Here is a 22,137-nt window from a genome sequence, read left to right on the forward strand (position 1 = left end):
CCATGATCTCTTCTGTCCTTGTCGCCAACCGGGCCGAGATCGCCTGCCGCGTCTTCCGTACGTGCCGGACGCTCGGCATCGACACGGTGGCCGTCCACTCCGACCCGGACGCGGGCGCCCTGCACGTACGGGAGGCCGACGCGGCGGTACGGCTGCCGGGGGCGGCGCCCTCCGACACGTACCTGCGCGGCGACCTCGTCGTGAAGGCCGCGCTGGCGGCGGGCGCGGACGCGGTGCACCCCGGGTACGGGTTCCTGTCGGAGAACGCCGACTTCGCGCGGACCGTCATTGACGCGGGCCTGGTCTGGATCGGCCCGCCGCCGAAGGCGATCGAGACGATGGCGTCCAAGACGCGGGCGAAGGAGCTGATGGCGGCGGCGGGCGTGCCGCTCCTGGCGCCCGTGGACCCGGCGAAGGCCACGTCCGAGGACCTCCCTCTCCTGCTGAAGGCGGCGGCGGGCGGCGGCGGCCGGGGCATGCGGATCGTGCGGGACCTGGCCGCGCTGCCGGGTGAGCTGGCGGCGGCGACCGCCGAGGCACGGTCGGCGTTCGGGGACGGCGAGGTGTTCGCGGAGCCGTACGTCGAGCGCGGCCGCCACGTCGAGGTCCAGGTCCTCGCCGACACCCACGGCACGGTGTGGGCGCTCGGCACCCGCGACTGCTCGCTCCAGCGGCGGCACCAGAAGGTCATCGAGGAGGCCCCGGCGCCCGGCCTGGGCCCGGACCTCCGCGAAACCCTCCACGCCTCGGCGGTGGCCGCCGCACGGGCGGTGGGGTACGTCGGCGCGGGCACGGTCGAGTTCCTGGTCGCCGGCGACCAGGCGTACTTCCTGGAGATGAACACCCGGCTCCAGGTCGAACACCCGGTCACGGAAGCGGTCTTCGGCCTGGACCTGGTCGCCCACCAGCTTCGTATCGCCGAGGGCGCCGCGCTGCCGCCCGAGCCCCCGGCCGCCTCCGGTCACGCCGTGGAGGCCCGCCTGTACGCCGAGGACCCGGCCAGGGACTGGGCGCCGCAGACGGGCGTCCTGCACGCGCTGGAGTTCCCGGTGGGGGACGGGAACCCCCACAGCGACGGTGCGTACGCCGAAGGCGGCCACCTCCGCGTCGACGCCGGGTACGCCGCCGGGGACACCGTCGGCGTCCACTACGACGCCATGCTCGCCAAGGTGATCGCCCACGCGCCCACCCGGGACGAGGCCGTCCGCAGGCTGGCCCATGCCCTGGCGCGCGCCCGGGTGCACGGGCCCGTCACCAACCGGGACCTGCTCGTCGCGTCGCTGCGGCACCCGGACTTCGTGGCGGGGCGCCTGGACACCGGGTTCTACGAGCGGAACCTGGACGGCCTCACCTCGCCCCTCGCCGGCGAGGCGTACGCGGCCGTCGCCGCCGCCCTCGCGGCCGCCGCGCGCCGCTCCGGCCGGTTCGGCGCCTTCCGCAACGTACCGTCGCAGCCGCAGACCGCCCGCTACGGCGACCACGAGGTGCGGTACCGGCCCACCCGGGGCGGCGGGTTCACCGTCGAATCCCACCCGCACGCGCGCGTGGTGGCCGTTTCGCCCGGGTGCGTGAGCCTCGACGTGGACGGCGTCGTACGGCGCTTCGAGGTGGCCGCGTACGGCGACGGCGTCGTCCATGTGAACGGCCACCGGCTGGCCGCCCACCCCCGGTTCACCGACCCGGCCGAGCGCGCCGCGCCCGGCTCGCTGCTCGCGCCCATGCCCGGCACCGTCGTCCGGGTCGCCGGCGTCGAGGTCGGCGCCCGCGTCGAGGCGGGGCAGCCGCTCCTCTGGCTGGAGGCCATGAAGATGGAGCACAAGATCACCGCTCCCGCCTCCGGCACGCTCACCGCGCTCCACGCCGCCCCCGGCCGCCAGGTCGAGGTCGGTGCCCTGCTCGCCGTCGTACGGGAAGTACAGGAGGAACAGGCATGACCGGAAGTCCGGAGACCGAGGAGTACCGCGCCCTGCGCGCCGCTGTCGCCGCCCTCGGGCAGCGCCACGGACGCGCCCACGACCGCGAGGCCCTCTGGGCCGAGGCCGGCAAGCTCGGCTACCTCGGGGTCAACCTCCCCGAGGAGTACGGCGGCGGGGGCGGCGGGATGGCCGAACTGTCCATCGTCCTCGAAGAGCTGGGCGCGGCGGGCTGCCCGCTGCTGATGATGGTCGTCTCGCCCGCCATCTGCGGCACCGTCATCGCCCGCTTCGGCACCGACGAGCAGAAGCGGCGCTGGCTGCCGGGCCTGGCCGACGGCACCCGGACCATGGCGTTCGGCATCACCGAGCCCGACGCGGGGTCCAACTCCCACCGGATCACGACCACGGCCCGCCGGGACGGGGACGGCTGGGTGCTGACCGGCCGCAAGGTCTTCATCTCCGGCGTCGACATCGCCGACGCCACCCTCATCGTGGGCCGCACGGAAGACGCCCGGACCGGGAAGCTCAAGCCCTGCCTGTTCGTCGTCCCGCGTGACGCGCCCGGCTTCGGGCGCCGGCAGATCGACATGGAACTGAACGCCCACGAGAAGCAGTTCGAGCTGACCCTCGACGACGTACGCCTCCCTGCCGACGCCCTGGTGGGCGACGAGGACGCGGGACTGCTCCAGCTGTTCGCCGGGCTCAACCCCGAGCGCATCATGACCGCCGCGTTCGCCCTCGGCATGGGCCGGTACGCGGTGACGAAGGCCGTCGCGTACGCCAAGGACCGCCAGGTCTGGCAGGCGCCCATCGGCGCCCACCAGGCCATCGCCCACCCCCTCGCCCAGGCCCACATCGAGCTGGAGCTGGCCCGCCTGATGATGCAGAAGGCCGCCCACCTCTACGACGCGGGCGACGACATCGGCGCGGGTGAGGCCGCCAACATGGCCAAGTACGCCGCCGCCGAGGCGTGCGTGAAGGCCGTCGACCAGTCCGTGCACACCCTCGGCGGGAACGGTCTCACCCGTGAGTTCGGTCTCGCGTCGCTCATCACCGCGTCACGAGTGGCACGCATCGCTCCGGTAAGCCGGGAAATGATTCTGAACTACGTGTCCCACCAATCGCTCGGCCTGCCCAAGTCGTACTGACCCGTAGGAGCCGTGATGGTGTTCCACAGCGAGTACGCCGACGTCCCGGCCGTCTCCCTCCCCATCCACGACGCGGTACTGGGCCGGTCGGCCGCCGCGTACGCCGACGAGGTCGCCCTCGTCGACGGGGCGGGCGACCTCACCCTCACGTACGGCATGCTCGACGCGTACCACCGGCGGGTCGCCGCCGCGCTCGCCGAGGCGGGGCTGCGCAAGGGTGACGTCCTGGCCCTGCACAGCCCCAACACGGTCGCCTACCCGGTGGTCTTCTACGGGGCGACGCGCGCGGGAGCGGCCGTCACGACCGTCCACCCGCTGGCCACGCCGGAGGAGTTCGCCAAGCAGCTGCGGGACTCCTCCGCCCGCTGGATCGTCACCGTCTCGCCGCTCCTCGCCGCCGCGCGGCGGGCCGCCGAACTGGCGGGCGGCGTGGCCGAGATCTTCGTGTGCGACCAGGCCGAAGGGCACCGCTCCGTCCTGGAGATGCTCGGCTCGGCCGCCCCCGAACCGGCCGTCGCCATCGACCCGGACGAGGACGTCGCCGTCCTGCCGTACTCCTCGGGCACCACCGGCGTCCCCAAGGGCGTGATGCTCACGCACCGTTCCATCGCCACCAACCTGGCGCAGCTGGAGCCGGCGATCCCGATGGGTCCGGGCGACCGGATCCTCGCGGTGCTCCCGTTCTTCCACATATACGGGCTGACCGCCCTGATGAACGCCCCTCTGCGGCAGGGCGCCACCGTCGTCGTCCTGCCCCGTTTCGAACTCGACCAGTTCCTCGCCGCGATCGAGAAGCACCGCATCAACGCCCTGTACGTCGCCCCGCCGATCGTCCTGGCGCTCGCCAAGCACCCGGCGGTCGCGCGCTACGACCTGTCCTCCCTGGAGTACGTCGTCAGCGCCGCCGCCCCGCTGGACGCGCGCCTCGCGCAGGCGTGCGCGCGGCGGCTCGGGCTGCCGCCGGTGCGGCAGGCGTACGGGATGACGGAGCTGTCGCCCGGCACGCACGTCGTCCCGCTGGACGCGACGGACCCTCCACCGGGCGCGGTGGGCAAGCTGCTGCCGGGTACCGAGATGCGGATCCTGTCGCTGGACGACCCGGCCGAGGACGCCGGCCCCGGCGAGGAGGGCGAGATCGCGATCCGGGGCCCACAGGTGATGAAGGGGTACCTGGGCCGGCCGGACGCGACCGCCGCGATGATCGACGCCGAGGGGTGGGTCCACACCGGGGACATCGGGCGGGTCGACGCGGACGGGTGGCTGTTCGTCGTCGACCGGGTCAAGGAACTGATCAAGTACAAGGGCTTCCAGGTCGCCCCGGCCGAGCTGGAGGCGCTGCTGCTGACCCATGACGGCGTCGCGGACGCGGCGGTGATCGGGGCGTACGACGAGGACGGCAACGAGGTCCCGAAGGCGTACGTGGTGCGTCAGCCGGACGCCGGCGAACTGACGGCCGACGACATCATCGCGTTCGTGGCAGGGAAGGTCGCCCCGTACAAGAAGATCCGGCGCGTCGAGTTCATCGACGGCGTGCCGAGGGCGGCGTCGGGGAAAATCCTCCGGCGCGAACTGAGGGAGCGAGAAGGCGCATGACGAGTCTCGTCACCACCGCGCACGAGCGGGGCATCACGACCCTGACGCTGGATTCCCCGGACAACCGCAACGCCCTGTCGGCGCGGCTGGTCGGCGAGCTGGCCGAGGCGCTCGACGGCTGCGGCAAGGACCCGGCGGTACGGGCGGTGGTGCTCACGCACACCGGGTCCACGTTCTGCGCGGGCGCCGACCTGAAGGCGCCGCCCAGCCCGTACACCTTCGTGGCGCTGCTGCGGGCGATCGTGGAGCTGCCCAAGCCGGTGGTGGCCCGGGTGGACGGGCACGTACGGGCCGGTGGGCTGGGCCTTCTCGGGGCGTGCGACATCGTGGCGGCGGGGACGGGTGTGGACTTCGCGCTGACGGAGGTGCGGATCGGGGTGGCGCCGTCGGTGATCTCCCTGTCGCTGCTGCCGCGTCTCGACGCACGGGCCGCCGCCCGCTACTACCTGACCGGGGAGCGGTTCGGCGCGGCGGAGGCGGCCCGGATCGGGCTGGTGACGGTGGTCGGGGACGAGGTGGACGCCGCCCTCGCCCCCGTACTGGACGGGCTGCGCAAGGCGTCCCCGCAGGGGCTGGCGGAGGCCAAGAGGCTGGTCACGGCTAGGGTGCTGGAGATGTTCGAGCGTGACGCGGAGGATCTCGTACAGCGCTCGGCCTCGCTCTTCGCCTCGGCGGAGGCACGCGAGGGGATGACGGCCTTCCTCGAACGACGGGACCCCGTATGGGTGTTGTGACCTCCTCGGTGACCAAGGCGCCGAAGCAGGACCGCAGCCGCGCCACCCGGCAGCGGCTGCTGGCAGCGGCCGTGGCGTGCCTCGCGGAACACGGCTGGGCGGGCTCGACGGTCTCCGTCGTCGCCGAACGGGCCGGTGTCTCGCGGGGCGCGGCGCAGCACCACTTCCCGACGCGGGAGGACCTGTTCACGGCGGCGGTCGAGTACGTCGCCGAGGAGCGCTCCCAGGCGCTGCGCGCCCTGCCCGTCCAGGGGCGCGCGGCGGTCGTCGCCGCCCTGGTCGACCTGTACACCGGCCCGCTGTTCCGGGCGGCGCTGCACCTGTGGGTGGCGGCCTCCAACGAGGAGCAGCTGCGGCCCCGGGTGACGGAGCTGGAGGCGCGGGTCGGCCGCGAGACCCACCGCATCGCGGTCGAGCTGCTGGGCGCCGACGAGACCCGCCCGGGCGTGCGCGAGACGGTCCAGGGCCTGCTGGACATGGCGCGGGGCCTGGGCCTGGCGAACCTGCTGACCGACGACCGGACGCGCCGGGAGCGGGTGGTGGCGCAGTGGGGGGCGGTGCTGGACGAGGTGCTGGGCTGACCGAGAGTTCACCCGAAAGTGCATATCGGGGTATGCGTGCCGGCGGTAGGCTTGTCGCATGGCCGAGACGACGCGTATCACGGTGACTCTCCCCACCGCTCTGGTGGAGATTCTGAAGAAGTCGACGGACAACGTGTCCGGATTCGTGGCCGAGGCCGTGGCCGAACGGATACGGCACGACCTGCTGGGGGAGGAACTGCGGCTCTATCAGGAAGAGTACGGAGCCTTCACCGAGGAGGAACTCGCTGAGGCACGCGCCGAGATCTTCGGGGCGCTCGGCATGGACACAGGCCAGGACCAGGACTCGGCGAGGGCAGCTTGAGCGACCACATCAGTTCCGTCGTCCTGGACTCGGAGGGCCTGTCGGCTTGGATCACACGGGACCGGAAGGTCACATCGAAGATCCAGGTCTTCTACGACGTGGGCGCCAGGCTTGTGGTCTGCGCCAACACCATCGTCGAGGTGATGTACGACGGGGTGAACCTTCCTCGGCTTCAGTGGTTGCTGTCGCGGGTGAAGGTCGAACCCGTCACCGAGCAGTCCGCCAAGGCCGCAGCGCGGCTGCTCAAGGACACCGGGCTGCACGGCCACAAGTACGCCATCGACGCGACCGTCGCCGAGATGGCGCTGCGCCAGCCGGGGCCTGTCTTCATGCTCACCTCGGACATCGACGACATGTCCCGCCTCTGCGGTGATCGAGTCCAGCTCGTCAGCCTCTGACGACGCGCACGAATGCGAACGGCGCCGCCCCGCGCAGGGGTCGGCGCCGTTCCCGTACGTACGGCCGGTCAGCCGGCGATGTCCTCGTACCCGGCGATCTCGCGCGGGCTGCGGGAACCCGGCCCCACGTAACGGGCCGAGGGCCGCACCAGGCGGCCGGTGCGCTTCTGCTCCAGGATGTGGGCCGACCAGCCGGCCGTGCGGGCGCAGGTGAACATGGACGTGAACATGTGCGCCGGGACCTCCGCGAAGTCCAGCACGATCGCCGCCCAGAACTCGACGTTCGTCGCCAGGACCCGGTCCGGGCGGCGGGCGTGCAGCTCCTCCAGGGCGGCCTTCTCCAGCGCCTCCGCCACCTCGAAGCGCGGTGCGCCCAGCTCCTTGGCGGTGCGGCGCAGGACGCGGGCGCGCGGGTCCTCGGCGCGGTAGACGCGGTGACCGAAGCCCATCAGGCGCTCGCCCTTGTCCAGGGCCTGGCGGACGTACGCGCCGGCGTCACCGGTGCGCTCGATCTCCTCGATCATGCCGAGGACGCGGGACGGCGCCCCGCCGTGCAGCGGGCCCGACATGGCGCCGACGGCGCCCGACAGGGCGGCCGCCACGTCCGCGCCCGTGGAGGCGATGACGCGGGCGGTGAAGGTCGAGGCGTTCATGCCGTGCTCGGCGGCGGACGTCCAGTACGCGTCGACGGCCTTGACGTGCTTGGGGTCCGGCTCGCCGCGCCAGCGGATCATGAACCGCTCGACGACCGACTGCGCCTTGTCGATCTCGCTCTGCGGGACCATCGGCAGGCCCTGCCCGCGCGCCGACTGGGCGACGTAGGACAGCGCCATGACCGCCGCCCGCGCGAGGTCGTCACGGGCCTGCTCCTCGTCGATGTCGAGCAGCGGTTTCAGGCCCCACACGGGCGCGAGCATGGCGAGCGCGGACTGCACGTCGACGCGGATGTCACCGGAGTGCACCGGGATCGGGAACGGCTCGGCGGGCGGCAGACCCGGGTTGAACGCCCCGTCGACCAGCAGGCCCCACACGTTGCCGAAGGAGACCTGACCCACCAGGTCCTCGATGTCGACGCCGCGGTACCGGAGCGCGCCGCCTTCCTTGTCCGGTTCGGCGATCTCCGTCTCGAACGCGACGACTCCTTCGAGTCCGGGTACGAAGTCGGACATCAGGCGGCTCCTCGTGAGGTGTGTCTTCCGGTGGTGCGGTGATGCCCCGTAAGGCTGGTGGTCATCCTCACCGTCGTAGGGAGGGAACAGTGACCCAGCGCATGAGTCTGTCGGGTTCCCCCGATGCGGGGAAGCGTGACATCCGGCACACTCCGCCGAACCGGTCAGGGAGGATTAGTGGCACGCGGTGCCGGGCAAACTGGGGTGCTACGGCAGGATGGCCTTGTGACAGACGCTCTGGACCCCTCAGCTCTCGATCCCGCCGACATGCGCGAGCAGTACCGCACCGCCGAGTTCCTGGAGGCGGACCTCGCGGCCGACCCCATGGAGCAGTTCGCGCGCTGGTTCAAGGAGGCGGCCGACAGCGCCGCGGTCGTCGAGCCGAACGCCATGATCGTCTCGACGGCGACGCCCGGCGGCCGGCCCTCGTCGCGGACCGTGCTGCTGAAGCACTACGACGAGCGGGGCTTCGTCTTCTTCACCAACTACGGCTCCCGCAAGGGCTCGGAGCTGGACTCCAACCCGTACGTCTCGCTCCTCTTCCCCTGGCACCCGGTCGCCCGCCAGGTCCTCGTCACCGGCACGGCGACCCGCGTCGGGCGCGACGAGACGGCCGCCTACTTCCGTACCCGCCCGCACGGCTCCCAGCTCGGCGCCTGGGCGAGCGAGCAGTCGTCGGTGATCGCCTCCCGGGCCGAGCTGCTCGCCCGGTACGAGGAGCTCGCGGCCCGCTACCCGGAGGGCGAGCAGGTCCCGGTCCCGCCCCACTGGGGCGGCTTCCGGGTCGCCCCGGACACGGTCGAGTTCTGGCAGGGCCACGAGAACCGGCTGCACGACCGGCTGCGGTATGTACGGGACGGAGAGGCGTGGCGGGTCGAGCGGCTGGCGCCGTAGGGCCCGGGGCGAGCCTCAGGAGAGGTCGACGGAGGCCAGCAGCGGTCCCGCCACCGCCAGTGCGTACTGGACGACCACCGCCCCGCACCGCACACCGTGGTCCACCGCGTCACGGGGCAGGCACAGCGCCCACAGCCCCACGAGGCCGGACAGGCCCAGCGACCACATGGCGAGTTCCGTCATGGGGCCGCTCGCCCCGTCGCCCCCGAACGCCTGGTGCAGCACGATGGCGAGCGTGCCGACGAACGTGACCGCGAGCAGCAGCAGCCCGATCCCGGCGAAGACGCGTACGGCCCCGGTGCTGGGCGCGAAGGGGTCGTGCGGCCGAGGAGCGGTCTTTGTCTCTGCCTCTGTCCCGGCCTTGGCCGAGTCGGTTGCGTTCATGCCGGCCATCGTGGCCGCCGCCGGGCGCGGCGGACATCGTCCCAGGTACTCAGAGCCGCACACGCGTACGCACGCGTACGTACTCAGGCCACGGTCACGCGGCAAGCAGAAACCCGCGGGCTCTGGCTCTCCTGACGGAGAGGCCGGCCGGATGTGCCGGCGAGCCCGCGGGTCGGTGACTGCTTGGATTGCGGCAGGAGGCCTGCCGGCATTGCACAGAGTGCGACGGCAGGCCTCAGCCCGCAGTCACCTCACGCATCCGAAAAGAAACCACTTCCGGATCACCTCCTTTCTTCGTGTGCCCCACACCCTAGGAACGGCTCCCGCGCCCGACAACCGGTTTTTGGGCCGGGTCGATTTCCGGGAACGGGGTGTGTTCTGAGTCACGTTCCAGTTGAATGACCGGGCGTGCAGCTGCACGTGTGGACACGTCCTGCAGGGGGTGCCGGGATGAGTGCGTCCAGGAGCGAGACCACCAGTGCTCTGGGACCCGACGAGCCCGACCGGGCCGCCGGGTCCGGCCGGGTCGGCGGGCCGGACGACCGGGTCGAGGCCGGGGCGGATCTGCTCGCCGCGCTGCTCGACGGGATGGACGCCGCGCTGTGCGCGTTCGACGCGGACGGGACGATCACCCACTGGAACCGCGAGGCCGAGCGGATCCTCGGGTGGAGCGCCGAGGAGGCCGTCGGACGGCGCGGGTTCGCCGGGTGGGCCGTGCGCAGCGCGGACGCCGACGACGTACACCGGCGCCTGATGGCCGTCATGGACGCGCCCGGCCGCCAGGTCAACGAATTCGCCCTCCTGCGCAAGGACGGCGGACGGGTGCTCGTGCGGACGCAGTCGGCCGGGGTGCGGGGCGCGGACGGCCGGCCCGCCGGCGTGTACTGCGCGTTCAGCGAGGTGCACGCCCAGATCGACCTGGAGCGGTCGATCGCGCTGAGCGAGGCCCTGTTCGAGGACGCGTCCTGGGGCGTCGTCCTGGTCGACGTGGACCTCCGGCCGACCATCGTGAACGCCCACGCCGCGCGGGCGCTGGGCTGCGGCCGTACGACGCTGCTCGGGCGGCCGCTCGGCGAACTGGTCGTCCAGGGTGTGGAGGAACTGGAGGGCGCCCTGCACCACGTCCTGGCGGAGGGCGCGCCCAGGGCGCTGGTCGAACTGTGGGTGACGCTCCGGACGCCGGAGGGCGAGCGGCGGCGCTGCTGGCGCAGTGGGTTCCTGCGGCTGGCGTCGCCGCTCGCGGAGGAGCCGGTGCCGCTGGGCGTCGGCTGGCTGTTCCAGGACGTGACGGACGCGAAGCTGGCGGAACAGGAGGCCGACCGGCTGCGGTTCCGGTCCAGCCAGCTGCACCGGGCGGGCAACGCCGCCGCGGAGTGCGAGGACCCGATGGAGGCGGCGGTCACCTACCTGGACTTCGCGCTGGCCGGGTTCGCCGACCACGTGGTGGTGGACCTGTTCCAGGGCGACCGGCTCGTCCGGGCGGCCGCCTCCCCGCCCGGCGCGCCGGGCCCGGTGGCCCGCCTGGCGGGCGCGGGCATCCCGGTGCGGTACGCGGCGCGGCACCCCGCGATGCAGGCGGTGGAGCGGGCCGGTTCGGTACGGGCGAGCGCGTCCTCGGAGTCGTGGGCGGCCGACCGCCAGTGGCCCGGGGACGCGGCCCACGCCCTGTGCGCGGTGCTCCGCAGCCGTGGCCGGACGCTCGGCGTCGTGACCTTCCTCCGCTCGGGCAGCCGCCCCGCCTTCGAGCGCCCGGACGCGCTGTACGCGGAGAGCGTCGCGGTCCGGGTGGCGGCGGCGATCGACCTGGCGGGGTAACCCCCACCGCCCCCGCCGCTGCGGGCCCCGCCCCGCGCCCGGTGTGGGCAGCCGCCCCGCCGTCGGGGTCCCGCTCCCGCTACGTTGTGGGCAGTCGTTCCGCAGGGCGGAACGGGTGGGCACAACGGAACCGGGGCGGCGCCCTTTCTCGGTGCCCCACGGGGCGGTGCCTGTTCCCGGTGCCCCCAGGCGCGGTGCCCGAGCGGCGGCTACCCCCGGTGGGTGGGGGCGGGGCCCCTCCGGGCTCACCTCCTCGAGGCCGGCGGCCTCGGGCCCCGGCACGCGAGCCCACCCGGCGCCGCCAGCCGGGCGACCCTGCACGGCCCCGCCCCGGCCGCCGTACGGCGAACGGACCGCCTACCCCGCGTGCAGCGCCAGCGTCGGGGACAGGCGGGACGCCCGCACCGCCGGGTAGAGCCCGGCCACCGTGCCGATGGCGAGCGTCGCGCCGAAGCCGCCGCCGACCGCCCAGGGCGGTACGACCCACGGCAGGCCGCCAGACGCGGCGTACGCGCCCGTGGCGGCCGCGCCGAGCGCCACGCCCGCCAGGCCGCCGAGGCCCGACAGCATCAGCGACTCGGTGACGAACTGGATCCGGATCTGGCCCCGCGTCGCGCCCAGCGAGCGGCGCAGCCCGATCTCGTGGCGCCGCTCCAGCACGGAGATGATCATGGTGTTGGCCACCCCGACCCCGCCGACCAACAGCGCGATCCCGCCCAGTCCGAGCAGCAGCGTCGAGAAGGCGCCCTCCGTCGCCGCCTTGGCGCGCAGCGCCGACGAGGGGTCGGTGACCCGGACGTTCTGCGGGTTCCGCGGGTCGACCGTGGACGCCAGCAGGGACCGCACGGACGCCACCGACGCGTCCGTGGACCGCTCGTACACCGACGTGGGGTGCCCGTCGAAGCCGAGCAGCCGTTCCGCCGCCGCCCAGCCCACCAGGGCGGACCGTTCGATCTCGGGGGCGAGGGGCAGCGGGTCGAGGATGCCGACGACCGTGAAGTACCGGTCGCCGAGCCATACCTGCCGCCCCGGTTCGCTGATGCCGAGCCGCTGGGCGGTGACGTGGCCCAGCACCACCGACGGGTAGCGGCCGTTGGCGTCGTTCAGCCACGTCCCGCGGCCGACCGAGCCGCGCAGCACCTTCAGCAGGTCCTCGGTGGCGGCCTTCACCGCGATGCCGCTCGTCTCCTCCTCCGGGATCTTCTCGGAGCGGCGCACCGACCGGGCCACGTCGCCCGTCGCGCCGACCTGCTGTACGCCGTCGATGCGGCCGACCATGCCGGGCGCGTCCTTGGGCAGCTTGACGTCCTGTCCGGCGAACATCGACTCGCCGGGCGTCGCCACCAGAATGTTGGTGCCGAGCGCGTCGAGCTGCCGCATCAGCTGCGCCTTGCTGGACGCGGAGATGCCCACGACCGCGATCATCGTGGCGATGCCGATGGCGATGCCGAGCGCGGACAGCACGATCCGCACCGGCCGGCTGCGCAGCCCGGCGGCGCCGACGTGCAGGACGTCGCGGGGCCCGAGCCGGGCGGCCTTCAGGCGCGTACGAGAGGGCATCAGGCCGCCACCTTCCGTACGTCCGCGACGATCCGGCCGTCCCGGATGCGTACCTGGCGCGGGAGCCGAGCCGCGATCTCCGTGTCGTGGGTGATGACGGCGATGGTGGCGCCCTCCGCGTTGAGGGCGTGCAGCAGCTCCATGACGGCCTCGCCGGAGGCCGTGTCGAGCGCACCGGTGGGCTCGTCGGCGAGCAGGAGGTCCGGGCGGCCGACGACGGCCCGGGCGATGGCGACGCGCTGCTTCTGCCCGCCGGACAGCTCGTGCGGCCGGTGTTCCAGCCGGTCGGCCAGCCCGACGCGGGCCAGCGCCTCGGCGGCGAGGGCGCGTCTGCGGGCCCGGGGCAGGCCGGAGTAGAGGAGCCCTTCGGCGACGTTGTCGCGGGCGCTGACGCCCGGCACCAGGTGGAACGCCTGGAAGACGAACCCGATGTGCCGGGCGCGCAGCGCCGACAGGCGCCGGTCGGACAGGGCGGCGACATCGTGCCCGGCGATCTCCACGCGCCCCGCCGTCGGCCGGTCGAGCGTGCCGACGACGTGCAGCAGGGTGGACTTGCCGGACCCGGACGGGCCGACGATCCCGACCAGCTCGCCCTGCCCGATGGTCAGGTCGACGCCGTCGAGCGCGGTGACGCCGCCCGCGTACTCCTTGGTGACGCCGGTCAGCCGTACGACCGTGCTCATACGGACGGCACCCCGACCTTCATGCCTTCGCGCAGCCCGCCGCCGCTGACCTCGACCCTGCCTTCGGCGAACATGCCCAGCTCGACCTTCACGTCCCGGCTGCGGCCGTTCTCGACGACTTCGACGCCGAAACCGCCTCCGGGGAGGGCGAGGAGGGCGTTGACGGGGACGGACAGGACGCCTTCGCGGGTCTCGCCGGTGAGGTTCACGGTGACCGGTGACTGGTCGAAGGCCTTGACCTTGTCCGGGTCGTCGAACGAGACCGTGATGTCGATCTTCGGGGTCTTGTCCTGCGGGTCGTCGCCCGCCTTGGCGGTCTTGCCGACACCCGTCACCTTTCCGGGCGCGCTGGTGCCGTCCGGGAGGTCGACCGTGACCTTGGTGCCGGTTTTCGCCAGGGACCCGTCGGCGACGGGGAGCTGGAAGCGTACGACGCGTTCGGCGCCGGTCACGGTGAGGACGGGCCTGCCCGGCCCGACCGGGTCGCCGGGCGCCGCGCCGGTCTCCTTCACGCGGACGGAACCGGACGCGAAGGTGATCTGGTCGGGGCCTGTGCGGCCGGTCTGCTTCAGGTCGTGGGACTTCTGCCAGCGCTTGACGGCGTCGGCGGTGCCCTCGGTGTACTTCTCGTCGACGGCGAGCCCGGAGCCGTACCCGAGGTCGCGGAGGTTCTCCTCCAGCTCCTCGACGTCCCGGCCCCTGTCGCCGGGCTTCAGCGTCCGGTACATCGGCCCGCTGCCGTACATCAGCCGGACGGGCCGGCCGTCGACCTCGTACAGCCGCTCGTCGCGCTCGACGGTGGAGCCGGCGCCCGCGATCCAGGTGAGGGTGCCGGACGGCCCGGCGTTGATCCGGCGTTCCTTGGCGTAGCCGAGGGTGCCGGTCTGCCGGCTGCTGTCCTTCAGGTCGCCGCGCTGGACGGTGGCGGTCGCGGCCGGGGTCTTCTTGGGGACGGTTTTCTGCTCGGGGGCGCTGTACGCGGTGACGGCGGCCCCGCCGCCCGCCGCCAGGACGATGACGGCGAGCGCGACGACGAGTCGGCGGCGGGTCACCGGGTCTCGCCTCCGCAGACCTTCATCGCCTTGTCGAACTTCTCCTTCTCCGGTCCGGCCGTCGGCATGGGCAGCGCCTGCTGCATCGAACCGTCGAACTTCGGATCGGGCATGTTGACGCCGTTTTCCCGCATGCAGCGCGCGTACTTCAGGGCCTTGTCCTTGTCGGCCTGGGTGATCTCGCCGGAGCCGGAAGAGCCGCTCTTACTACGGCACGCCTTGAAGGCCTTCTCCATCTGTTCCTTGCTCAGGTCGCCGCCGATGGTGATGCCCCGCTCGTCCTGCCCCGGCTCGGGCTCGGGCACGTCCAGGCCCTGTTCGCGCAGGCACTTGCGGTACTCCAGGGCCTGGTCGGCCTTCTTGCCCTCGCCGCTGACGTCCTCGCTCTTGGTCCCGCTCTCCGCGCCCGAGCAGGCGGCGGCGAGCAGGGCGAGGGCGGCGAGGGCTGTGCAGTGTCGGATTCTCATGGCTGTGGAGGGTGCCCGGGACGGGTGTTTCGCCGCTGCCAAGGGATCCGTTAACACCGCCGAAAGGTGCCTGTGGGTTACACAGGACGCATGCGCGTACTGGTGGTGGAGGACGAGGAGTTCCTCGCGGAGATGATCGCGGAGGGCCTGCGCCGTGACGCGCTCGCCGTCGACGTCGCGTCGGACGGCCTGGAGGCCCTGCGGAAGCTGCGGTTCGGGGCGTACGACGTGCTGGTGCTGGACCGGGACCTGCCGGGGCTGCACGGGGACGACGTGTGCCGCCGGGTGGTGCGGCAGGGGCTGCTGACCCGGATCCTGATGCTGACCGCGTCGGGGACGGTACGGGACCGGGTGGAGGGACTGGGCCTGGGCGCCGACGACTACCTGACCAAGCCGTTCGCGTACGACGAGCTCCTCGCGCGCGTGCTGGCGCTCGGGCGCCGGGCGCGGCCCGCGCTGCCGCCGGTCCTGGAGCGGGCCGGGATCGTGCTGGACACGGCACGGAGGCAGGCCAGCCGCGACGGGCGGCACCTGCACCTGTCGCGCAAGGAGTTCGCCGTACTGGAGGCGCTGCTGCGCGCGGAGGGCGCGGTCCTCAGCGGCGAGGACCTGATCGAGCAGGTGTGGGAGGAGCACACCAGCTACCGCACCAACGCGGTACGCGTCGCCCTGAGCAAGCTGCGGGCCAAGCTGGGGGAGCCGCCGGTGGTGGAGACGGTGCCGGGCGCGGGCTACCGGATCGCCTCGTGACCCTGTTCCCCAGCAGTGAGCGCGCCCGCCTCACCGCGCTGTACGGCGGGCTTCTGGTGCTGGCGGGCGCGCTGCTGACGGGGGTGGTCTACCTGCTCGTACGGCAGGGTCTCCACACCTCGATCAGTACGGCGGTGACGACGGCCGTTCCGGCGTCGACGCTGGACCCCTCCGGGCCGCTGCCGACCCGTTCGGCCGTGCCGGCCAGCCCGATGCCCGTGCCGCCGGGGGCGGTGGCGCGCGGCTACGCCGTCACGCGGCAGCTCAGCGACGCGGCCGAGGACGCCGCGCTGAGCCGCCTGCTGACCGTGTCGCTGCTGGTCCTCGCCCTGTACGCGGTGGTCTCGGTGGCCGTGGCGTGGTGGATGGCGGGGCGCGTGCTGCGGCCGGTCGCGGTGATCACAAAGACGGCACGGCGGCTGTCCGGCGAGAACCTCCACGAAAGGATCGGGCTGGCGGGCCCGCCGGGGGAGCTGAAGCGGCTGGCGGACACCTTCGACGGGATGCTGGAACGGATGGAGCAGCTCGTCGGCGCGCAGCAGCGGTTCGCGGCGAACGCGGCGCACGAGCTGCGTACGCCGGTGGCGGTGCAGCGGGCGGCGGCGGAGATCGGCCTGGCGGGGGAGCCGGACCGGGAGCGGGTGGCCCGGATCCGTACGAAGCTGATCGGCGTCGCGGACGACAGCGAGCGGATCATCGACGGGCTGTTGCTGCTGGCCGCCTCCGACCAGGGGCTGTCGGGCGACGTCGCGCCGGTCGCCGTCCACGAGGTCGCCCGGGCTGCCGTGGACGCCCTCGCGGGGGAGGCGGCCGAGCGGGGCGTGACGGTCTCGGTCCGTGCCGAGCCGCTGACGGTCGCCGGCGACGCGGTCCTGCTGGACCGGCTGGTGCACAATCTGGTCGCCAACGGGATCCGGCACAACCGGGCGGGCGGGCACGTGTCCCTGCGTACGGGGCCGGAGGGAATCGTGGTGTCCAACACGGGCCCGGTCGTCCCCGAGGACACGGTCCCCCTGCTCTTCGAGCCGTTCCGCCGCCTCACGGAACGCCGCCACGCCCCAGGGGAGGGCGCGGGCCTCGGCCTGTCGATCGTCGCCTCCATCGCCCGCGCCCACGGCGCGTCGGCGACCGCCACGGCGAACCGGGCCCCGGAGGGCGGCCTGACGGTCCGGGTGGCCTTCCGCTAGTGCCGGAAGTGGCCTTCCGCTAGTGCCGGAAGAAGATCCGGTCCGCGTACTCGTTCATCACGCGGCCGTTCCACTCGTGGCCGCCGTCGACGTTGCCGGAGCGCAGCAGGGGTGGTTCGATGCCGCGGGCGACCAGGGCCTCGGTGGCGGCCGCCATGACAGCCTGCATCAGGGCGCTGGTGACGACCGTGGACGCCGGGGCGAACGGGGCCTCGACGCCCTCGTGGGTCAGCTCGGCGTCCCCGACGGCGATCTTGGAGTCCAGGACGATGTCGCAGTGGTCCTTGAGGAAGGTGCCCGACACGTGCCGGGGCTTGGTCTCCTCCGCGTACGCCACCGACGTCACCCCGATGACCTTCAGGCCGAGCGCGCGGGCGTTCATCGCCATCTCGACGGGCAGGGCGTTGCGGCCGGAGAGCGAGACGATGATCAGTACGTCGCCGGCCGTGGCGGGCGAGGAGTCGAGGACCGCGCCGGCCAGGCCGTCCACGCGCTCCAGGGCCGAGCCGAGGGTGGCCGGCATGACGTCGACCCCGACCACGCCGGGTACGGCCAGCAGGTTCACCAGCGCGAGGCCGCCGGCCCGGTAGACCACGTCCTGGGCGGCGAGGGACGAGTGGCCCGCGCCGAACGCGAAGAGGCGGCCGCCCTCGGCGACCGTGTCGGCGACGGCCGCGCCGGCGGCGGCGATGTTCGCCGCCTCTTCGTCCCGGACCCGCTGGAGCAGGCCGATCGCGGCGTCGAAGAACCGACCTGCCAGCTCGCTGTCGCCCATGGCGTCAAGGCCCCTTCTCTCCGTGTCGCGGATCACGTTGCGGTCTGGACCATTGCTCTGTCAATACCGGCTTGTCCACAGGGCGGCACGGTTGTCGGCGCGATGCGCAAGAATTGAGTCAGGGCCAGCGCACGATTCTTTTCGAGGGGCACGTATGTCCGGACTGATCGACACCACGGAGATGTATCTCCGCACCATCCTCGAGCTGGAAGAGGAAGGTGTGGTGCCCATGCGCGCCCGCATCGCCGAGCGGCTGGACCAGAGCGGGCCGACCGTCAGCCAGACGGTCGCGCGGATGGAGCGGGACGGTCTGGTGACCGTCGCGGGCGACCGGCACCTGGAGCTGACCGACGAGGGCCGCCGCCTGGCCACGCGCGTGATGCGCAAGCACCGGCTCGCCGAGTGCCTGCTCGTCGACGTGATCGGCCTGGAGTGGGAGCAGGTCCACGCCGAGGCGTGCCGCTGGGAGCACGTAATGAGTGAGGCGGTGGAGCGCCGCGTGCTGGAGCTGCTGCGCCACCCGACCGAGTCGCCGTACGGCAACCCGATCCCGGGCCTGGAGGAGCTGGGGGAGAAGGCGGAGACCGAGGCGTTCCTCGACGAGGGCATGGTGTCGCTGGCCGAGCTGGACGCGGGCCCGGAGGGCAAGACCGTCGTGGTGCGCCGCATCGGCGAGCCGATCCAGACGGACGCCCAGCTGATGTACACGCTGCGTCGCGCGGGCGTGCAGCCCGGCTCGGTGGTGAGCGTGACGGAGTCGGCCGGCGGTGTGCTCGTCGGCAGCAGCGGTGAGGCCGCGGAGCTGGGCGCCGACGTGGCGTCGCACGTCTTCGTCGCCAAGCGCTGACCCGTCGTGCGGGGCGGCCCCCCGCACGGCACCGGAGCGTCGCCCGATGCCCTGCCCGGGCCCCCGGGTCGAGCGGCGCCCCGCAACACCGGTCGGCGGCGGATCCCACCGGCCTCCGTCACGGAACGCGCTTTCGACCGGAAGGGCAGCGCCCGGGCGCCTCGCGTGCCAGTCTTGGCTCAGGCATATGACCTGAGTCGGCGTGAGCCGAGGCTCCGCGACCGGGGAGGGAGCAGGTTGATGCGCCCGTCGCACGTACCCGTACATGTGGAGAGCCCCGGCGCCGATCGGCGCCGGGGCCTCACCTCCCCTGTGCTGACCCGGAGCCCCGAGCTCTCAGGGTCATCCCCCTCGGACCGTTTTCCCCGAGCGGCCCGCCTCCCGATGAAGATCTCCCCTCGGCGGCGGCCGTCAATCCTTGAGCCGGGTCACTCGAACGAGCGGTGTTGCGCGCGAGACCCCCGTTTTCGAATGCAGGTTCGATAGCCTGGCCGCGCACGTGACAGAAGGGGGTGTCAGGACACATGGTGCGACGCATCGACCTGACCGGAGCCGACGGCTTACGCCTCGCCGCCTGGGAGTTCGCCGACCCGCCCAAGGGCCGGACGCCCGGTGACGCCGACCCGGCTCCCGGGGTGCTCCTCCTCCACGGCCTGATGGGCCGCGCCTCGCACTGGACCACCACCGCCCGCTGGCTCGCCGAGCGGCACCGGGCCGTCGCGCTCGACCAGCGCGGGCACGGCCGCAGCGACAAGCCCGCCGACGGCCCCTTCACCCGCGAGGCGTACGTCGCCGACGCCGCCGCCGCGGTCGAACAGCTCGGGCTCGCCCCCGTCACCCTCATCGGCCACTCCATGGGCGCCCTGACCGCCTGGCAGCTCGCCGCCGAGCGCCCCGACCTCGTCCGGGCCCTGGTCATCTGCGACATGCGGGCCTCCGCCCTGGGCGTCGCGTCCCAGCGCGAGTGGGAGGACTGGTTCCGCTCCTGGCCGCTGCCGTTCGCCACGCTCGCCGACGTACGCAAGTGGTTCGGCGAGGACGACCCCTGGGTGGAGCGCCCCAACCCGGCGCGCGGCGAGTTCTTCGCCGAGGTCATGACCGAGGGCCCCGACGGCTGGCGACCCCTGTTCTCCCGCCGCCAGATGCTCACCTCCCGCGAGACCTGGGTCTACGACGCCCACTGGGACTCCCTCGCCCAGGTCCGCTGCCCGACTCTCGTCGTCCGCGGCCTCGACGGCGAACTGGGCCGCGCGGAGGCCCAGGAGATGGTCCGCGTCCTCCCCCACGGCCAGTACGCGGAAGTGCCCGACGCCGGCCACCTCGTCCACTACGACCAGCCCGACGGCTGGCGCACCGTCATCGCCCCGTTCCTCGACGGCGTCCTGACCTCCTGACACCTCGCCTCAGCCCTTGCTGACCGCCGCCAGGATCTCCGGGAGGCGGGCCGCCGTGCGGGGCGCGGCGAGGCGCAGACCCGTCCACGTCAGCAGCGTGCCCCAGCCGGCGCCGAGGGCGAGGAGGAGCAGGCCGCCCGACATGCCCGTACCCGTCACGTTCAGCCAGACCGTGAGGGCGATCAGCGGGGCGCACAGCAGCGCCGCCGTGACCATGCCGCCCAGGATGGAGATCCACGCCAGCCCCGCCTGCCCCGGTGCCACGTTCTTGAAGCCGCTGTCCTGCGGGATCGAGTACGGGAAGCGGGCCGACGCCACCGCGCCCGTCCCCAGCATCGCGCCCAGCACCCCGAACGACAGCCCCATCGCCTCCGGCAGCGTCCGCCAGTCGCCCAGCACCGCCGCCGTCAGAGCGGTCACCAGCGCCACGTACGGCAGGGTGATCAGCGCCAGTGCCAGCGCCCGCGCCCGGAGCTCCTCGTAGGCGTCCCGCGCCGACGAGATCGTCATCGCCACCATCCAGAAGGCGGAGGTGTCCTGACCGAACTGGTTGTACATCAGGATGCCGAGCATGCCCGCCGCGAAGCACGCGAAGTACACCGACCCTGTTCCCTGGAGGGCGTTGAACAGCGGCACGATCAGACCGATCGCCAGCGATGTGACCCACGCCGCCTTGGTCTTCGGGTCACGCGCCACATAGCGCAGACTCCGCAGCATCACCGTGCCCGCACGCCCCTCGAGGCGGTCGAAGAGCCCGGAGGACGCCGCCGACTCACGGCGCGACGGACGCGACGCCGCCGCCAGCGTCGAACCGTCCGGAGCCGTCATCAGCTTCACCAGGCCGCGCCGCCACACGTACAGCAGCGCACCCAGGGCCGCCGCCGACAGCACCAGCCCGGCCACCGCCTCCCCGTACGCGCCCTCGCCCGCCGAGTCGACCGCGGCGAGCGCCGACGCGGGCGGAATCCACCGCACCACCTCCGCCGCCGGATCGAGCGCCGACAACCCACCCGCCCGACTCAGCCGCTGCGCACCGAAGTTGACGAACTGGATGCCCACCGCGATCACCAGGCCGCTCAGCACCGCCAGGTCCCGCCCCTTGCGCGACGTCAGCAGCCGTACGTTCCCCGCCGCCACCGCCCGCGCCAGCGCCACGCACACCAGCAACACCAGCGGCACCGCCACCACCGCCACCGCCACCGCGAACGCCCCGCGCGCCAGCGCCACCGCCGACCCCACCGCCAGGCACAGCGTGAACAGCGGCCCGATACCCACCAGCGACGACACCAGCAACGCCCGCACCAGCGGCCCGGGCGACAGCGGCAGCATCACCAACCGCGTCGGATCCAGCGTCTCGTCGCCACTCGGGAAGAACAGCGGCATCACCGCCCACCCCAGCGCCAGCAGCCCCGCCAGCAACACCACGACCGTGCCCGCGTGCTCACTGCCCCGCAGCAGCACCAGCCCCAGCAACTGCCCCGCCGCGAACAACAGCGCCAGCACCGCCGACGTCACATACGCCGCCGTACGCCCCGCCGACTGCCGCAGCCCATTGCGCAACAGCGACAACTTGAGCCGTACGAACACCCCCGTGAGCGTCACCGCGCACCGCCCAGCCAGTCCAGCGACTCGCCCGCGTCCCGCCCCCGCGCGCCCACCAGTTCCAGGAACGCCGCCTGCAACGACGGCGCCCCGCCCCGCACCTCCGCCAGCGTGCCCTGCGCCCGGATCCGGCCCTCCGCCATCACCGCGACCCAGTCGCACAGCGACTCCACCAGCTCCATCACATGACTGGAGAACACCACCGTCGCACCCGAGGCCGTGTACCGCTCCAGCACCCCGCGGATCGTCTGCGCCGACACCGGGTCCACGCCCTCGAACGGCTCGTCCAGGAACAGCACGTCCGGGTTGTGCAGCAGCGCCGCCGCCAGGCCGATCTTCTTGCGCATACCGGTCGAGTAGTCCACGACCAGCTTGTTCTGCGCCCCCGCCAGGTCCAGTACGTCCAGCAACTGCGCGGCCCGCTTGTCCACCTCGTCCCCGGGCAGCCCCCGCAGCCGCCCGGTGTAGGCGAGGAGCTCCCGCCCCGACAGCCGCTCGAACAGGCGCAGCCCCTCCGGCAGGACCCCGATCCGGGCCTTCACCGCCGCCGGGTCGCGCCACACATCGTGCCCCGCCACCTCGACCCGCCCCTGGTCGGGCCGCAACAACCCCGTCACCATCGACAGCGTCGTCGTCTTGCCCGCCCCGTTCGGGCCCACCAACCCGATGAACCGGCCCGCCGGCAGCGTCAGATCGATCCCGGCCACGGCGATCTGCTCACCGAACCGCTTCCACAACCCCTCGACCCGCACAGCGGGCGCGACACCCTCCGCCACCTGGTCCGGCATGGTCACTGCCTCCCGTAGTCCCCGTTCCCCGTGGATACGGGACCCAGCCTACGTACGCGCCGGTACGGAGGGAGAGGC

General features: G+C 73.1%; 22 protein-coding genes. 13 read left to right on the forward strand and 9 right to left on the reverse strand.

Translation table 11 applies throughout. The features are described 5' to 3' along the window. Positions 1-2: 2 nt before the first annotated feature. Genes AMK26_RS26650 through AMK26_RS26680 form a run of 7 tightly spaced genes read left to right on the forward strand, consistent with a single transcriptional unit; the run spans position 3 to position 6,692 of the window. Positions 3-1,934 (forward strand): acetyl/propionyl/methylcrotonyl-CoA carboxylase subunit alpha, encoded by a 1,932-nt coding sequence (locus AMK26_RS26650; RefSeq protein ID WP_073757306.1) that lies wholly within the window; start codon positions 3-5, stop codon positions 1,932-1,934. After that, positions 1,931-3,064 carry an acyl-CoA dehydrogenase family protein gene (locus tag AMK26_RS26655; protein WP_073757307.1) on the forward strand — a complete coding sequence of 378 codons (1,134 nt, stop codon included), beginning with the start codon at positions 1,931-1,933 and terminating at the stop codon, positions 3,062-3,064. Before AMK26_RS26650 ends, AMK26_RS26655 begins: the two co-directional genes overlap by 4 nt. A 15-nt stretch (positions 3,065-3,079) precedes the next feature. Beyond that, positions 3,080-4,657 carry a 4-coumarate--CoA ligase family protein gene (locus AMK26_RS26660; protein ID WP_073757308.1) on the forward strand — a complete coding sequence of 526 codons (1,578 nt, stop codon included), beginning with the start codon at positions 3,080-3,082 and terminating at the stop codon, positions 4,655-4,657. Further along, a complete protein-coding gene (locus AMK26_RS26665) occupies positions 4,654-5,391 on the forward strand; it encodes an enoyl-CoA hydratase family protein (protein WP_073757309.1) in 738 nt (245 codons plus the stop codon). Before AMK26_RS26660 ends, AMK26_RS26665 begins: the two co-directional genes overlap by 4 nt. Beyond that, complete coding sequence (locus AMK26_RS26670; RefSeq protein WP_073757310.1) at positions 5,379-5,972, forward strand: TetR/AcrR family transcriptional regulator; 594 nt, start codon at positions 5,379-5,381, stop codon at positions 5,970-5,972. Before AMK26_RS26665 ends, AMK26_RS26670 begins: the two co-directional genes overlap by 13 nt. Before the next feature lie 58 nt (positions 5,973-6,030). Beyond that, positions 6,031-6,294 (forward strand): hypothetical protein, encoded by a 264-nt coding sequence (locus AMK26_RS26675; RefSeq protein WP_073757311.1) that lies wholly within the window; start codon positions 6,031-6,033, stop codon positions 6,292-6,294. Then, positions 6,291-6,692 carry a PIN domain-containing protein gene (locus AMK26_RS26680; protein WP_073757312.1) on the forward strand — a complete coding sequence of 134 codons (402 nt, stop codon included), beginning with the start codon at positions 6,291-6,293 and terminating at the stop codon, positions 6,690-6,692. The genes AMK26_RS26675 and AMK26_RS26680 overlap by 4 nt, the downstream gene beginning before the upstream one ends. Before the next feature lie 68 nt (positions 6,693-6,760). On the opposite strand, the gene AMK26_RS26685 is transcribed toward AMK26_RS26680, so the two are convergent. Further along, positions 6,761-7,861 carry a citrate synthase 2 gene (locus tag AMK26_RS26685; RefSeq protein WP_073757313.1) on the reverse strand — a complete coding sequence of 367 codons (1,101 nt, stop codon included), beginning with the start codon at positions 7,859-7,861 and terminating at the stop codon, positions 6,761-6,763. Positions 7,862-8,128: 267 nt separating this feature from the next. Here AMK26_RS26685 and pdxH point away from each other — a divergent pair, with 267 nt between their 5' ends. Continuing rightward, positions 8,129-8,755 (forward strand): pyridoxamine 5'-phosphate oxidase, encoded by a 627-nt coding sequence (gene pdxH / locus AMK26_RS26690; protein WP_073757314.1) that lies wholly within the window; start codon positions 8,129-8,131, stop codon positions 8,753-8,755. A gap of 15 nt (positions 8,756-8,770) precedes the next feature. Here the strand turns inward: pdxH and AMK26_RS26695 are convergent, their stop codons facing one another. Further along, positions 8,771-9,139 (reverse strand): hypothetical protein, encoded by a 369-nt coding sequence (locus AMK26_RS26695; RefSeq protein WP_143608634.1) that lies wholly within the window; start codon positions 9,137-9,139, stop codon positions 8,771-8,773. 450 nt (positions 9,140-9,589) lie between these two features. Between AMK26_RS26695 and AMK26_RS26700 the strand changes: the two genes are divergently transcribed. Further along, positions 9,590-10,954, forward strand: coding sequence for a PAS domain-containing protein (locus tag AMK26_RS26700; protein ID WP_073757316.1), 1,365 nt, complete (start codon positions 9,590-9,592; stop codon positions 10,952-10,954). Between the two features lie 357 nt (positions 10,955-11,311). On the opposite strand, the gene AMK26_RS26705 is transcribed toward AMK26_RS26700, so the two are convergent. The 4 genes from AMK26_RS26705 to AMK26_RS26720 are packed head-to-tail and all read right to left on the reverse strand — an operon-like array spanning position 11,312 to position 14,716. Beyond that, a complete protein-coding gene (locus tag AMK26_RS26705; RefSeq protein ID WP_073757317.1) occupies positions 11,312-12,514 on the reverse strand; it encodes an ABC transporter permease in 1,203 nt (400 codons plus the stop codon). Beyond that, complete coding sequence (locus AMK26_RS26710) at positions 12,514-13,197, reverse strand: ABC transporter ATP-binding protein (protein ID WP_073757318.1); 684 nt, start codon at positions 13,195-13,197, stop codon at positions 12,514-12,516. Before AMK26_RS26710 ends, AMK26_RS26705 begins: the two co-directional genes overlap by 1 nt. Continuing rightward, positions 13,194-14,249, reverse strand: coding sequence for an efflux RND transporter periplasmic adaptor subunit (locus tag AMK26_RS26715; protein ID WP_241838081.1), 1,056 nt, complete (start codon positions 14,247-14,249; stop codon positions 13,194-13,196). The genes AMK26_RS26710 and AMK26_RS26715 overlap by 4 nt, the downstream gene beginning before the upstream one ends. Further along, the gene (locus AMK26_RS26720) at positions 14,246-14,716 is read right to left on the reverse strand and encodes a hypothetical protein (RefSeq protein WP_073757320.1); all 471 of its coding nucleotides are present in this window, start codon (positions 14,714-14,716) and stop codon (positions 14,246-14,248) included. Before AMK26_RS26720 ends, AMK26_RS26715 begins: the two co-directional genes overlap by 4 nt. A 90-nt stretch (positions 14,717-14,806) precedes the next feature. Here AMK26_RS26720 and AMK26_RS26725 point away from each other — a divergent pair, with 90 nt between their 5' ends. Beyond that, entirely contained in the window at positions 14,807-15,466 is a 660-nt protein-coding gene (locus AMK26_RS26725; RefSeq protein ID WP_073757321.1) for a response regulator transcription factor, read from the forward strand. Further along, complete coding sequence (locus AMK26_RS26730) at positions 15,463-16,653, forward strand: ATP-binding protein (RefSeq protein WP_241838082.1); 1,191 nt, start codon at positions 15,463-15,465, stop codon at positions 16,651-16,653. The genes AMK26_RS26725 and AMK26_RS26730 overlap by 4 nt, the downstream gene beginning before the upstream one ends. Positions 16,654-16,672: 19 nt before the next feature. On the opposite strand, the gene AMK26_RS26735 is transcribed toward AMK26_RS26730, so the two are convergent. Then, on the reverse strand, positions 16,673-17,428 hold the full coding sequence (locus tag AMK26_RS26735) for an SIS domain-containing protein (protein ID WP_073757322.1): 756 nt from the start codon (positions 17,426-17,428) through the stop codon (positions 16,673-16,675). Positions 17,429-17,582: 154 nt separating this feature from the next. On the opposite strand from AMK26_RS26735, the gene AMK26_RS26740 reads away from it, so the two are divergent. Both AMK26_RS26740 and AMK26_RS26745 read left to right on the forward strand, forming a co-directional pair. After that, complete coding sequence (locus AMK26_RS26740) at positions 17,583-18,275, forward strand: metal-dependent transcriptional regulator (RefSeq protein WP_073757323.1); 693 nt, start codon at positions 17,583-17,585, stop codon at positions 18,273-18,275. A 524-nt stretch (positions 18,276-18,799) separates the two neighbouring features. After that, positions 18,800-19,669, forward strand: a complete 870-nt coding sequence (locus AMK26_RS26745; RefSeq protein ID WP_073757324.1) for an alpha/beta fold hydrolase — start codon at positions 18,800-18,802, stop codon at positions 19,667-19,669. A gap of 9 nt (positions 19,670-19,678) precedes the next feature. Here the strand turns inward: AMK26_RS26745 and AMK26_RS26750 are convergent, their stop codons facing one another. Then, positions 19,679-21,289: a transporter gene (locus AMK26_RS26750; RefSeq protein ID WP_073757823.1), complete on the reverse strand. Its 1,611-nt coding sequence runs from the start codon at positions 21,287-21,289 to the stop codon at positions 19,679-19,681. Next, positions 21,268-22,059: an ABC transporter ATP-binding protein gene (locus tag AMK26_RS26755; RefSeq protein ID WP_073757325.1), complete on the reverse strand. Its 792-nt coding sequence runs from the start codon at positions 22,057-22,059 to the stop codon at positions 21,268-21,270. Before AMK26_RS26755 ends, AMK26_RS26750 begins: the two co-directional genes overlap by 22 nt. Between the last annotated feature and the right edge of the window lie 78 nt (positions 22,060-22,137).

The sequence above is a fragment of the Streptomyces sp. CB03234 genome (assembly GCF_001905885.1).
Classification (GTDB): domain Bacteria; phylum Actinomycetota; class Actinomycetes; order Streptomycetales; family Streptomycetaceae; genus Streptomyces.